The sequence below is a fragment of the Parabacteroides sp. AF14-59 genome, assembly GCF_003479515.1.
Classification (GTDB): domain Bacteria; phylum Bacteroidota; class Bacteroidia; order Bacteroidales; family Tannerellaceae; genus Parabacteroides; species Parabacteroides faecis.
This window is the reverse complement of the sequence record NZ_QUHH01000011.1, coordinates 64605-78246: the sequence shown is the minus strand read 5'-3', so window position 1 is coordinate 78246 and position 13642 is coordinate 64605. Positions and strand designations below refer to the sequence as shown.

The 13642-nt window shown below is 41.7% G+C and carries 10 protein-coding genes; 6 read left to right on the top strand and 4 right to left on the bottom strand.

The window, feature by feature from the left end; translation table 11 throughout:
* The first annotated feature begins 302 nt into the window (after positions 1-302).
* From DWW23_RS13275 to DWW23_RS13265, 3 genes are all read left to right on the top strand, one after another.
* On the top strand, positions 303-1280 hold the full coding sequence (locus tag DWW23_RS13275) for a helix-turn-helix domain-containing protein (RefSeq protein WP_122353773.1): 978 nt from the start codon (positions 303-305) through the stop codon (positions 1278-1280).
* A gap of 100 nt (positions 1281-1380) precedes the next feature.
* The gene (locus tag DWW23_RS13270; RefSeq protein WP_122353772.1) at positions 1381-2769 is read left to right on the top strand and encodes an MATE family efflux transporter; all 1389 of its coding nucleotides are present in this window, start codon (positions 1381-1383) and stop codon (positions 2767-2769) included.
* On the top strand, positions 2732-3307 hold the full coding sequence (locus tag DWW23_RS13265; protein WP_122353771.1) for a Crp/Fnr family transcriptional regulator: 576 nt from the start codon (positions 2732-2734) through the stop codon (positions 3305-3307). Before DWW23_RS13270 ends, DWW23_RS13265 begins: the two co-directional genes overlap by 38 nt.
* A 337-nt stretch (positions 3308-3644) precedes the next feature.
* Here the strand turns inward: DWW23_RS13265 and mnmE are convergent, their stop codons facing one another.
* Positions 3645-5036: a tRNA uridine-5-carboxymethylaminomethyl(34) synthesis GTPase MnmE gene (gene mnmE, locus DWW23_RS13260; protein ID WP_187576627.1), complete on the bottom strand. Its 1392-nt coding sequence runs from the start codon at positions 5034-5036 to the stop codon at positions 3645-3647.
* Positions 5037-5053: 17 nt separating this feature from the next.
* Complete coding sequence (locus DWW23_RS13255) at positions 5054-6172, bottom strand: DUF362 domain-containing protein (RefSeq protein ID WP_122353769.1); 1119 nt, start codon at positions 6170-6172, stop codon at positions 5054-5056.
* 78 nt (positions 6173-6250) lie between these two features.
* On the opposite strand from DWW23_RS13255, the gene DWW23_RS13250 reads away from it, so the two are divergent.
* Both DWW23_RS13250 and DWW23_RS13245 read left to right on the top strand, forming a co-directional pair.
* A complete protein-coding gene (locus DWW23_RS13250) occupies positions 6251-7435 on the top strand; it encodes an AAA family ATPase (RefSeq protein ID WP_122353768.1) in 1185 nt (394 codons plus the stop codon).
* A 24-nt stretch (positions 7436-7459) separates the two neighbouring features.
* On the top strand, positions 7460-8206 hold the full coding sequence (locus DWW23_RS13245; protein WP_122353767.1) for a nitroreductase family protein: 747 nt from the start codon (positions 7460-7462) through the stop codon (positions 8204-8206).
* A 102-nt stretch (positions 8207-8308) separates the two neighbouring features.
* Here DWW23_RS13245 and DWW23_RS13240 read toward each other — a convergent pair whose 3' ends face one another.
* Positions 8309-10654 (bottom strand): ABC transporter permease, encoded by a 2346-nt coding sequence (locus tag DWW23_RS13240; RefSeq protein ID WP_122353766.1) that lies wholly within the window; start codon positions 10652-10654, stop codon positions 8309-8311.
* Between the two features lie 184 nt (positions 10655-10838).
* Between DWW23_RS13240 and DWW23_RS13235 the strand changes: the two genes are divergently transcribed.
* On the top strand, positions 10839-12875 hold the full coding sequence (locus tag DWW23_RS13235; protein ID WP_122353765.1) for an ATP-binding protein: 2037 nt from the start codon (positions 10839-10841) through the stop codon (positions 12873-12875).
* Positions 12876-12884: 9 nt separating this feature from the next.
* Here DWW23_RS13235 and rpiA read toward each other — a convergent pair whose 3' ends face one another.
* Positions 12885-13592, bottom strand: a complete 708-nt coding sequence (gene rpiA, locus DWW23_RS13230) for a ribose 5-phosphate isomerase A (RefSeq protein ID WP_122353764.1) — start codon at positions 13590-13592, stop codon at positions 12885-12887.
* Positions 13593-13642: the final 50 nt, after the last annotated feature.

Genomic DNA, 13642 nt, shown 5'->3' with positions numbered 1-13642 from the left:
CATTGAGAAAGACAACTTTATCCAATTATCCGGTAGCTTTTCTACATTTCAGAGAAATCGGAAAGCCTTCTCTTTTCCCCGGCTTACTGAATAGTCGAAAGGATAAAATAGTCTTGTACTTTTTAGAGAAAATGTTTTTTCATTTTCTCTAAAAAAGAGAAAACAAAAAGATCAATTATCAAAGTTTGCAACAAACGTCATTAATCCATTTCTTTCAGTTCTTCTTTACAGTTTTTTTCTTACATTTCGCCAGGCTAGATTTCGTTTTGATATAAACAGACATCCACAAAAATCTGATAATTATGAAAAAGAGAAATTTACATGATGTATTCATAGAGGTTTTATACAGAAAAGAGGCTAAAAAGGTTAATCTCATAAACCAGATATCGGATATCCTAAAGCTAGAAAAAGAATCTGTCTATCGGAGAATGTCAGGAAAAGTAAACTTTTCTGTCAGGGAAATAGGTATACTGGCAAGGGCCTTCAATATCTCGCTGGATAGTTTGCTGTATAAAGAGGTGGAACTTCAATGGCTTCCGTTCGTTTTTGAATCTCCTTCCAAACTTCAGTCGATGGACTCCTTGTATGATATGATAGAATTCAATCTGAAACAGACGGAAGAGATTAACCGGCACGAACCGGGAGAAGCCGGAAATGTGTATAACATATTACCCCCGGAGTTTTACATTCATCATCCTCTTATAACCAAGTTCATGTTTTTCAAGTGGGGAAACTATTTTGTACAATCCGAAGAGTTCAGTAACTTTTCTCAATGGAGAGTCCCTTATCGGTTGAACCAAATCATAGAGAAGTATAATGATGTCTATAAATTCCGAAAAGTATTCTATATCTGGGATCATTCGCTGATCTGGACACTGACCAAAGAAATATATAATTTCTACCGGATGCATATCATTACAACACAGGAGAAAAATGACATCAAAAGTGAACTGAAAGAAATCTTATCCAAAATCGAAAAATCACTGAACGGGACTTATATTCCTTTCATGCCTACTCCACCGGAAATAGCCTTTTATGTATCGTCCATGAATATGGGATTCACAAGTTGCTATTATGTTTCGGGAGATAAACACCTGGCATTGTTCCAGACCAACTTCAGTTTTTCCATGATCGACAATTCGGTAGAAAGTTTTGAAAAAATAAAAGAATGGATCCAGTCGCTCTGCAAAATATCCACATTACTTTCCGGTTGCGGACGTATTGAAAGACGGTTATTCTTCGAAAAACAGTATGCTATTATCGATGATATTTTAGGCTAAATTGCTCATTTATACCACATATCATTTATTACCAATTGGTAAGTTTATCCGGAATCTAAAGTCCTACCTTTGCGCCCGTCATTATTAAAAACAAATTGATATGCAGAGGGATAGCCTTGATTTTAGAAGAATGGACGTAGGAAAGTTATTTACCAGACTACTCTTTCCTACGATTTTAGGAATGGCCGCATCGGCACTGTTCACTGTAGTCGATGGTATATTCGTGGGGAACGGGATAGGAAGTGACGCCATGGCGGCTGTCAATATCTCAGCACCTATTTTCATGTTCATCGCCGGACTCGGTCTGATGTTCGGTATGGGAGGTGGGATACTCACTTCCATCAACTTGTCACAGGGTAAATACAGAGTAGCCAACATCAACCTGACCCAGTCAGTCATAGCATTGATCGTTGTCAGTTTAATTATAACATTGCTACTGACCTTGTTTCCCGGGCAGATAGCAACTCTTTTCGGTTCTGACGAATATTTGAAGGATATGGTCGTAGAGTACCTCTTCTGGTTCTCCATCAGCCTTCCATTTACCGTACTTGTTGTTGCTCTGCCGTTTTTCACACGGCTTGCCAACCCGAAAATATCCATGTGGGCGATGCTTGCGGCAACAATTGTGAATATCGTGTTGGACTATCTGTTCATTTTTGTATTTAAATGGGGATTGTTCGGTGCGGCGATAGCAACCGATATCGGTGAGTTTGTAGGGGCGGCAATCATGCTTATCTATCTGTTCGGACGTTCACGTTTGGTAACTGTGAAATTCGTCTGGCTGAAAATGAGTGTCAAAAGTTTATTACTGACACTCCGGAATGTAGGATATATGATCAAACTGGGTTTCTCTGTGTTCATCAGCGAAATCACATTATCGGTCATGATCATCGCAGGTAATTATGTCTTTATGGATCACCTCGGAGCAAACGGCGTAGCGGCTTACAGTGTTATCTGCTACTTGTTCCCGATCATTTTCATGGTGTTCAATGCGACGGTACAATCGGCACAGCCCATTATCAGCTATAACTACGGATGCGGACAGATGAAACGGTCGGACAACGCGCTGCGTTTATCCATGACGTTCACGTTGATATTCGCATTAGTCATCACTGCTTTGTTCGCTTGTTTTTCCCGTAGCATCGTTTCGCTTTTCATTCCTGATACGGCGAGCGATGCATGGAAATATGCGGTAACCGGTCTTCCGTTATTCGCAACGGATTACCTGTTTTTCGGCATCAACATCATCATGATCGGGTATTATACGAGTATCGAACGGCTGAGACGGGCCATTTCCCTGACTATCCTGCGAGGGATATTGCCGGTGGTATTCTTTTTCACATTACCTTTGTTGATGGAGGTCAAAGGGATCTGGCTAGCGGTAGCAGCCGGTGATATCGCTACGACACTGGTAATCGTTTGTTTATTAATCATGGATAAAGTACGTGACAATGGAAACATTTATAGAAGGAATCTGCAAACAGTGTGAACTGAAAGAAACGGAAATAACTCTGCTCCGGCAGACTCTCCGTACGTTACATTTTCCGAAAGGGAGTACGGTTATCGGAGAAGGAAAGACGGACGATTCGATCTACTTTATACAGAAAGGTGTATGGAGGGCTTACATCGAACGCGACGGAGAGCAGCAAACGCTTTGGTTCTCCATCCCCGGAGAAACGGTGTTTTCTTCCTGGGGATATTTTCGAGGACATCCTTCCCGCTATACGATCAGCTCGTCCAGTGACAGTATAGCCATCGAGATGAGAAACAGTACCATACAAAAACTGTCTGATTCATCTCCGGCTTTCCTGAAATGGATGCAGGAGCTTTTGGTGAATATACTCATCAATGAAGACGATCTGCTTATCGACCTGTCGAGTCCCAAAGCCGAGAACCGGTATCTGACTTTTATAAAAAAGATGCCGGAGTTGTTCAATAGTGTCCCTTTGAAAGAAATTGCCGGATATATAGGTGTCACTCCGCAATCTCTTAGCCGGATCAGGGCCGGACTGAATAAAAAAAGTTGAGATACGAAAAACAAAGTTTCCCTGATTACAAAATGCAGATTATCTATTAACTCTACAAATTATTATTGAGAGCTTGTTTAAATTTTAAATATCGAGTTAAAAAGGATATTTCTTATTATTATCTACAATAGTAAGACCATATCTGCCACTATTTACTACTTTACAAGTACTAAATATAACTATCCTACACTTATAGGTTACAACAATTCGCTCTATGTCTACCACCTGTTACCTGACATGATTTGTTTGTTTTTCTATTAAAAAAGAAGCAGTCTAAATTTGTTAGACAGCCTCTGATGATCATTGATAACATATGCTAATCGTCGGTAATCACTATCTATTTGCCGATGCAGAACTTCCCGAAAATATTCCCCAATATCTCATCATTACTGATCTGCCCTGTAATTTCTCCCAGATAATGCATGCACTCTCTGATATCCTGGCTCAGAAAATCCCCTGAGATATTCATTTCCAATCCATTGATTACACGGGCGATAGCTTCGTGGGCTTTTGTTAAGGCTTCATAATGGCGGACGTTGGTGACGATCACATCGTTTTGAGATACTTCGGGTAAGGCGGCGGCCTGAATCAAATGCTGTTTCAATACTTCTGTATTGGACTGCTGTTTAGCTGAAATATATAACCTGTCAACAGGGATTTTACCAAGTAATTCTTGTTTGATTTCCAGTTCGGCTGGTGAAAGCAAGTCTGACTTGTTAAATACAAGAATCACTTTTTTACCCTCTGTCTGCGGGATGATCGTTTGTGCTAATTCCTCGATCTGCTTTGCAGGGCTGGTCAGGTCGATTACCCAAAGTACGATGGATGCCTGGCGGAGTTTCTGGAAAGTACGTTCGATACCCAGGCTTTCGATCGTATCGCTGGTTTCACGGATACCTGCCGTGTCAATAAAACGGAATGTGATGCCTGATAGATTGATCGTGTCTTCTATTACGTCGCGGGTTGTTCCGTGGATGTCGGAAACGATGGCACGCTCTTCTCCGACCAATAGGTTGAGTAAAGTGGACTTACCGGCATTCGTTTCGCCGATGATGGCTACAGGAATACCGTTTTTAATGGCATTGCCTACACTGAATGAATCGGCTAATTTGTGTATCAGCTGTTCTATGTTTGTAGCCAGTTGCTTCAGATTGGTACGGTCGGCAAACTCGACATCTTCTTCGCTGAAATCTAGTTCCAATTCGATCAATGAAGTGAAATCGAGCAGTTGACTGCGTAGTTTGGTCAATTCATTACTGAAACCGCCACGCATCTGGTTTATAGCCAGTTTGTGCATGCCGGCTGATGTGGATGCGATCAGGTCGGCAACAGCCTCTGCCTGGCTCAGGTCCATCTTTCCGTTCAGAAAAGCGCGTTGCGTATATTCTCCGGGAAGGGCAGAACGGCATCCCTTTTCAATCAGTAACTGAAGGATCTGTTGCTGGATGTAAACCGAACCGTGGCAAGTGATCTCGACGGTGTCTTCTCCTGTAAACGAATGAGGGGCGCGGAAGAGGGCGACAAGTACATCGTCGATCAACTCTTCCCCGCGGCGGATACTACCGTAGCGTAAGGTATAAGCCTTCTGGCTCTGAAGATTCTTCCCTTCGGTCTTGGGAGCGAAGATTGTGTCACAAATTGTTATGGCGTCAGTGCCGGATACACGGATGACAGCTACGCCTCCGGCTCCGGGGGCTGTCGATACGGCACAGATAGTATCCTGATTGATCATAAATAAATGTGTACTTATACGGTTATTAGTTCATATTCCTGGGTTCCCAGTCCGATCTTTTCGGCATGCTCCAGACCTGCCTGCCAGTTGGTATCCGGATGGATCAGATGGAATTTATCTTCCCCTTCCAGAAGTTCGTGCGGATGAGCTTCGGCCAGTTTGTTACCTCCGATCAGCGGAGCGTTGATTACCATATCGGCACATGCCTTGTCCAAAGCGACCGGGTCGAAAGACGCTGCAATGCCAAGGTCCGGAACAATAGCTGCATCATTATGATTCCAGCAATCGCATTCCGGTGAGACATTCATAATAAAACTGATATGGAAATTAGGCTTGTCGAGTAATACGGCCTTTGAATATTCCGCGATTTTATAGTTGAGGCGTTCGGATGTATCGCCTTCACCCATAACGGCTGCATCGTACTGGCAAAGAGCCACACATTGTCCGCAACCAACGCATTTATCATAGTCGATAGTGGCTATTTTGTCTGTATCCAGGTGAATCGCGTCATGTGCGCAATGTTTCACGCAGATATTACAGCTTTTACAATTATCACGGTCGACTACCGGCTGTGAAGCCGAATGCAGTTCCAGTTTCCCTCCGACACTGGCACAACCCATGCCCAGGTTTTTCAATGCGCCGCCGAAGCCTGTCTGCTCATGACCTTTGAAATGATTCATCGTCAGTATAATATCGGCATCTGCAATGGCTGAACCGATCTTCGGTGCTTTGCAGTATTCTCCGTTTATGTCGATTTCCCGGTAATCGGTACCTTTCAGACCGTCGGCAATGATCACTTCACATTTGGCGGAAATAGGGTTGAAGCCATTTTCCATCGCACTTTCCAGATGGTCTACAGCATTGGAACGACGTCCGGAATACAAAGTGTTACAATCAGTAAGAAAAGGCTTTGCTCCCAAAGAACGAAGCAACGTAGCCATACGGGCTGCATAATTAGGACGGATATAAGCCAGGTTTCCCGGCTCTCCGAAATGAATTTTAATCGCTGTGAATTGATTCTTAAAATCAATGTTTGCAATGCCTGCACGTTTAACAAGACGTTCCATTTTATCCAGTAAATTGCTGGAAGGTGTTGTGCGCAGGTTTGTAAAGTAAACTTTCGATTTGTCCATTCTCTTATTGGTTTTTGTCATGCAAATTTACGTGATTATTGTCATAAAGTATTACATTTGTATCAAATAGTTTAGTTTATGGACATATACCGGGTAAACCATCAGCAATTGCTGAAAGGGATAAGATGCAATTTTCAGCGATATCTTTATAAACAGATACAGTGGGATGATCGTCTGATTGGAATTTTTGGTTCGCAAGGTGTCGGGAAAACAACCTTATTACTGCAACGGATCAAGTTGGCTTTTGATGATTCCGACAAAGCTTTATATCTGGATCTGGATAGTATTCTTTTTCAACGGGAAAAGATGGTCAACGTGGCTATGCAGTTCTATAAAGAGGGAGGTACGCATCTGTTTCTGGATAGCGTGCACCGTTATTCCGACTGGATGAGTGAGACCAGAAAATTACTGGATCGTTGTCCGGATCTGCATATCGTTTTCGCTACATCTTCCTTACTTCCGGTCTCGAAAGTAATGAGAGGGTTTAAGAACCAAGTGTCTTGCCATATATTGGGTACGATGTCATTCAGGGAATATCTTTCATACGAGTGCGTATTGGATTTGCCTCCGATCTCGTTGGACGATTTGCTGGAGAACCATGCGGAGGTCGCGAGGAACGTGAATGACCAGATTGTTGTAGCTCCTATTTTCCGTAACTATCTGGAACATGGCGAATATCCGTTTTATTGGGATGATCCTGATGCTTATCCGTACCGTTTACAGGACCGGGTGAGGGATACGATTGAAATAGATTTGCCTGCCATTTACCCTGTCGGCTACCAGGTATTGAATGAGATCAAGAGGTTAATGATGCTGGTTTCGGGGCAGATTCCCAATGTGTCCGATATCGCGGATCTGGCAACACAGTTGAAGTTGGAGGCAACGGATGTAAAACGGTATTTGGATTATCTGAAAGATGCGGTTTGTTTGAGATTCTACCAGTCGAATAAGAGTGCAAACCATCGTTATCAGAAAACTTATTTAGGTAATACGAATTTATTGATGGCCTTTGAAGAGGACGTGAATGACCGTGTTGTGCTGGGAGAGACTTTCTTTGTCGACCAGCTATCGAATTTTGCAACGGTGGAATTGCTCGGGAACAATGACTTTCTGGTAAATGACAAATATACATTTATGGTGGGTGATCCTTTGATGGATTATGAGCGGATCAAAGAGGTGGAAAATGCCTATGCCGCTATTTACGGCCAACCGAAAAGTCAGAACAATAAACTTCCGATCTGGTTACTGGGACTTTGTTATTGATAGACTTCTTATACAAATATAGATATGATAGATAGATTGAAAAATCGCAGGACTATCCGCAAATATACAGAGCAGGATATTCCCGGGCAATTGTTGAATGAATTACTGGAAGTGGCAGCCCGTGCGTCTAACACCGGTAATATGCAGTTGTACAGTGTAGTTGTTACCCGCGACAAGGCAAATAAAGAGAAACTGTCTCCGGCTCACTTCAACCAGCCGATGATCAGGACTGCTCCGGTTGTGCTGACTTTCTGTGCAGATGCCAATCGTTTTGTCAAGTGGGCTGAACAGCGTAAGGCTGAGGCTGGATTTGATAATCTGCAGACTTTTATTGCTTCGACTATCGATGCGATGTTATTTGCCCAGGCTTTTTGTGATGCCGCAGAAGAAAAGGGGCTGGGGATCTGTTATCTGGGAACTACGGCTTATAATGCCGATAAAATCATCGAGGCTTTGTCACTGCCCCGTTTAGTTGTCCCTATTGTTACGGTGACGGTCGGTTATCCGGCTCTGCCGCTACCGGAACAGGTGGAACGCCTACCTCTGGCCGCAGTGGTTCATCAGGAGACTTATGTGGATTATACTCCGGAATCGATCGATGAATTGTATGGTGAAAAGGAAGCGCTTGAAGTCAATAAGCAATTTGTAAAAGAGAATAACAAAGAGACGCTGGCACAGGTATTCACAGATGTCCGCTATACGAAGAAGAATAATGAATATTTCTCTGAAGTACTGTTGAAAGTACTGAAAGACCAGGGATTTATGAGGTAATTTATCCTTTATATAGATGAAGAAAGCCTCTTGCTGACGAACGGTTCGAAAAGCAAGAGGCTTTCTTTTTTACAAAATGGTCAGAGAGATCAAACGGCAGTGTTAGTCTGTTTTCAAACTTTTCACCGGATTTTCATTCGCTACCCAATAATTTTGAAATGTTACGGTAATGACTGTAATCACCGATACTATAGCGAATGCGATGAGAAACACCCACCAGTACATCGGTGTTTTATAGGCAAAGTTATCCAGCCAGCGGACAACTACATGATAAGCAATAGGAACAGCCAGGATAAAACAGAGGCAAAGGATGTGCAGATAAGTTTTGTTAAACATGATTATTATCTGCAATGTGTTGGAGCCTAGCACCTTTCTTACTCCTATCTCTTTACGGCGATATTCGCTGTCGAAAACAACTAAACCGAATACGCCGACAATGGATATAAAGATTGCCAGCATACTGAAAAGAGTTATTAAAGTGGTTGTCTTTTGTTCTTTCTCGTAAAGTCGGTTTAATACTTCGTTGAAAAAACGAATATTAAAAGGATAGGCCGGATCGAAGGATTGAGCGGTTTTTTTTATATGTTCCATAGATTCCTTCAGGTTTGCACCGCTTTTTACTTTGATATAAGCATATAGGGGTGTTATACCCCAATTATCTGTCCCCCAGATATAAAAAGCCATCGGCGCTATTTCCGAGCGAAGAGAGGCAAACTTGATGTCGGGAATAAACCCTACGATTTCTCCGTTCTCCACTTTTTCACCAATCTCCAACTCGTATTGTCCGCGGGCTTTTTCATTGAATATATAAACTCCGTTTACCGTGTTCTTGTCTTCTTCCCTGAAGTCACGTCCTTCCGGAACATCAATACCCATCACTTTTAGAAATGACACATCGACTGGCAAGCATTGAAATCCGATATCCTTATTTTTGTATTTACGCATCCAGCTCATGTATTGGTCGGAACTGGATAATAACACTTCTGCATAGGTTACGTTTTCTATACCTGAGAATGTTTTTAATTGGTTTGTAAAGGCTTCACGGCTTTTCTGTACCGTATTATTCAGATCCATCACGATTAATTCGTCTTTTTCATACCCTAACGGAGTATTCATCATATAATGGTTTTGCAGATACATGAACAAAGCCGTGATAATTAAAGCAAACGATGTGATAAACTGTACACTGACAAGTGCATTGCGTAGCTTCCTCCCTTTGGGCGACAGTCCGAAACTCCCTTTCAACACGAGTGCAGGAGGGAACGAGGTAACATAAAACGATGGATATACCCCGGCAAGAGTACCTGTACAAACGGCTATCAGAGCGGTAACTCCCAATAAAGGGAAGTGTGCGCTCAATGATAAGTCGGCATCCAATAATGTAGTTACGGATGTGAACGACAAAATATGTATCCAAATCAAAGACAACAAATAAGAAACAATGCTAACGGAAACAGCCTCTGTCAATAACGATAGGCGTAATGTGCTTTCTTCGGCACCTAGTACTTTCCGCGTGTTGATATTTTTGATACGCGCAGGTGTTAAGGCCATGGTGAAGTTGGTGAAATTTATTGCGGCAATAACGATAATGATGATTGCTATGGCAAATAAAACCGCCAGTGTATTCTTGCTCGCTTTAGGTGTAGTATCGTATGTCGTGTCTGTTGTAAAGTGAATCTTTCTGAGAGGTGTTAACCGTAATCCGACGGAACTGATCCAGGTATAATCGTCGCCCAGCGTGGATGTGTCGAAATTCTTTTTAAAGTTTTCTACCAGATCCTCACTGTTTTCCGGGGCATCCACCCTTATGTATAACTCATAGTTGTTATTGTTCCATTCATGCGCATTTTCATCTTTGGGAATAGGAAAATAAATATTGTTCGTCACCACTGTATTGGATGGGAAATCTTTGTATACTCCGCCAATAGTATAATTAATGTCGTTAGCTTGTATTTGCCTGTTTAGAGCGGATTCGTTTCCGAACAGTTTATTCGCTATACTTTGCGGTATTAATACATGCTCCGGTTGTGACAACGCATTTGTAGTTCCTTCAACCATCTCGAACTCGAAAACGTCGGTGTACTCGGGATAAACTCTGATCATCGGTTCCAGATAACTGACCTTTTCTCCATTCTTGTCGATGGTAAAATAGATTTCCTTTTGCCAGGGAGAAACCAATGCACCTGCTTTAATATGTGGGGATGATTGAAAAAAGATATCCGCCAGCGGACGGTTCGTAGGAATGGTTACTCCGTCGCCAAACGTTCTTTCCACACGGTAGATGCAATCGGCTTTTCTGTGAGACTTGTCGAAACTCCAGTCATAATCCAACTGCATCAAAATGATCATAAAAGCGGTAAAGGCTATCGATAACCCTAATATATTAAGTATAGTCGCCATCTTGAAACGGCGTAATACACTGAAAAAGTTCTTTATTAAAGTTTTCATGGCTCTGTTGACTTTTGCTTATTAAATGAAATGATTGAATATTAATTACGGTGCAAATGTATTTAAGTCTTTGACATAAAAAAAGCAGGAGCATTTATGATATATGCTTTGGCGCAAATGGTAACATAAATGTCACTCTCCGTTACATTTTGTAGTCTGATATTTATATACATTTGTAGAAAATATGATATTCTACTTTATGCCTGATATACGGAAATGGATTTTGCCGATTCTTTTGACTGTTATCTGCCAGCAGTCGATACATTGGGTGATCGGCTTCTCATTGAACAAGCTGGAGATGATCCCGGTTCAACACTTGAAGGAACTGATCGTTGCTATTCCTATATTATATTATGGAAACTGGCGGATGCATGCCTATATAGAGAAAGAAATATATTATGATAAGTTTTATAACGGTCTTTTGAAAGAGTATCTTTTGTGGACATTCTATTTCGTGTTAGGCATAATCGTTTATGTTTTCTATACGCATCGGCTGTTAGATGTACCGGATTATTTCATGAATTACCTGGTTTCCGTGATAGCTTGTCTTCCTATCCTGTTGTTTTATTATACACTTATACGGGCCGAATATAATAAGAGGAAATTCGAGTCTCTGATCCTGGAACTGAAAAAAGTAAATACAGCAAAGGCTGAAGCTGAACTGAAAGAACGCTTATATGAGTCCAAACTTGACTTTTTTACAGATATCGCCCATGAGTTCAGTACACCTCTGACACTTATTTCTGGACCCTGTAAACTGCTCCTGGAACAGAAGAATGTAAGTCCTCAGGTAATAAAATACGTTCATGTCATTAACCGGAATGCAAAGCGTATGAATTCGTTGATCAGTGATTTGATGGATTTTAAGCAGATGGAATCAGGCTATAAACAGGCAGAGGTAACTAGCCTGAATGTTTCAGAAATTGCAGACCGGGTGATCGAGGCCTTTAAGGTTAACACATCAGGCTCGGAAATAAGTGTGATAAGGCAGTATGAACCTAATCTCTTTTGGAATTCCGATGAGAGATTTCTGACTACGATTCTGATTAACCTGGTATCAAATGCCGTAAAATATAGTAATGAGGAACCGGTAACAGTCGATATTTCTACAAAAAACGGAAATCTCAGGATCTTAGTAATAAACAAAGGGAAAGGCATCAGCGAAGAGGACATCGGGCATATCTTTAACCGGTTTACGATTCTGGATAACTATGGGAAGCAAAAAGGGTGGAGGCGGAATGGATTGGGATTAGCCATTACAGCCAGTATGGTGAAACTTCTCTCGGGAAAGATTAATGCCCGGAGCATTCCCGGTGAAACAACGACTTTTACAGTTGATTTGCCTCCGTTGCAAATTACTAAAACAGAAAAAGATAATGGGATAGGTACGATCAGTAACTTTCTTATTCCCGAATTTGTTTTACCTTCGATAAAATACAAATATATAGAGGACCGGCCTACTGTCACTGTAATCGATGATGATCCGGAAATGCTTTGGTATATATGTGATCTCCTGTCTTCTGATTTTAATGTATTACCGATAAACAGCTCTTCTAAGGCGATTGATCTCCTGTCTAAAAATCATACTGATATCATATTATGTGATATAATGATGGAAGAAATTGACGGAATTACGCTGGCTGCCTTGTTGAAATCGGATAAAAGTACCTCTCATATCCCTTTGATCATAATTTCTGCCGTACATGATATTGAGACACAGACAGAAGCGATTCAAGCGGGAGCTGAGTTCTATATAACAAAGCCTTTTGACAGCGAATATCTTAAAACGACAATAAGAAGCCATCTGAACCGTAAAGAAGATTTGAAAGATTACTTTGCTTCTCCGTTAAGCGTTTATGAGTTGGATATGGGTAAATTGCAACATACGGAAGACCGAAAGTTTTTAAAGAAAATACATGCAATCATCAATAAAAACATACAAAACGAGAATCTGTCTCCTGATTTTATCGCTAGTGAATTAGGGATGAGCGTGCGTAGCCTGTATCGTAAATTAAAAGAGGTGACTGATAAAGGTCTGCAGGAAATTATATATGACGGAAGACTTGCAGTAGCAGAAAACTTACTGTTGAAATCCAAATTTACCATTCAGGAGATTGTCTTCAAATCAGGCTTTTCTAACCGCACGAGCTTTTACCGGGCTTTTCTGAAAAAGAATGGCTGTACTCCGAAAGAGTTCATCGAGGTGAATAATAAAAGGTGATCACCTGGCTTATAGTTGCTCGCTACTCAATATCAGAACTTCATAATGCATGAAAAGTCCGCTTTCTATCACACCGGTAATAGATTTGATGGCATTTTCCAGGTTATCCGGGATATTGTCGAAGCGGACATCGAGTATCAGGTTTCCATTTTCTGTGATGACCGGACCGTCTTTGCCTTGTGCCATCCGGAGTTTTATTTCTACAGGGCTTAATGACCGTAATGCTTGGTCTACATGGACCAGTGCATCCGGAAATATCTCAACCGGAACCGGGAAGCGGGAGCCTAGTTTCGAGACCATCTTAGAAGAGTCTGCTATAATAAATGTTCGCGGACTGGAACTGATCAGCAGCTTCTCTTTGAACATGGCACCGCCACGTCCCTTTATCATATTATGGCTGAAATCTATTTCGTCTGCCCCGTCAAAAGTCCAGTTGGGTTTATGTTCAAGGAGACTTGTTTGAGGTATGCCGAGTTTGGCGCAAGCCATCTTTATCTCCTGGGAAGTCGGAATTGCCCGGATATGGAGTTGTTCGTTCCGGATACGTTCGGCAATCTTTAACAGGGCCAGATAAGCAGTCGAACCTGAGCCTACACCGATAATATCATTGTCAGTTACCATAGAGGCAATCTTTTCGGCGACCTTTTCTTTCTCTTCCCGGTTGGAAATCTCTTTACCCCATTCCAACGAATTAATTATTGTTTTCTCCCGTTCCATGATATTCTTTTTTTATGAAACAATATGATTCGTGATTTAGTTGCTTTCTC

What these genes read in the sequence shown, in the direction of transcription:
- DWW23_RS13275 (WP_122353773.1), top strand. Translation starts at nt 303, where the DNA reads ATGAAAAAGAGAAATTTACATGATGTATTCATAGAGGTTTTATACAGA.
- DWW23_RS13270 (WP_122353772.1), top strand. Translation starts at nt 1,381, where the DNA reads ATGCAGAGGGATAGCCTTGATTTTAGAAGAATGGACGTAGGAAAGTTA.
- DWW23_RS13265 (WP_122353771.1), top strand. Translation starts at nt 2,732, where the DNA reads ATGGAAACATTTATAGAAGGAATCTGCAAACAGTGTGAACTGAAAGAA.
- DWW23_RS13255 (WP_122353769.1), bottom strand. Translation starts at nt 6,172, where the DNA reads ATGGACAAATCGAAAGTTTACTTTACAAACCTGCGCACAACACCTTCC.
- DWW23_RS13250 (WP_122353768.1), top strand. Translation starts at nt 6,251, where the DNA reads ATGGACATATACCGGGTAAACCATCAGCAATTGCTGAAAGGGATAAGA.
- DWW23_RS13245 (WP_122353767.1), top strand. Translation starts at nt 7,460, where the DNA reads ATGATAGATAGATTGAAAAATCGCAGGACTATCCGCAAATATACAGAG.
- DWW23_RS13240 (WP_122353766.1), bottom strand. Translation starts at nt 10,654, where the DNA reads ATGAAAACTTTAATAAAGAACTTTTTCAGTGTATTACGCCGTTTCAAG.
- DWW23_RS13235 (WP_122353765.1), top strand. Translation starts at nt 10,839, where the DNA reads ATGATATTCTACTTTATGCCTGATATACGGAAATGGATTTTGCCGATT.
- rpiA (WP_122353764.1), bottom strand. Translation starts at nt 13,592, where the DNA reads ATGGAACGGGAGAAAACAATAATTAATTCGTTGGAATGGGGTAAAGAG.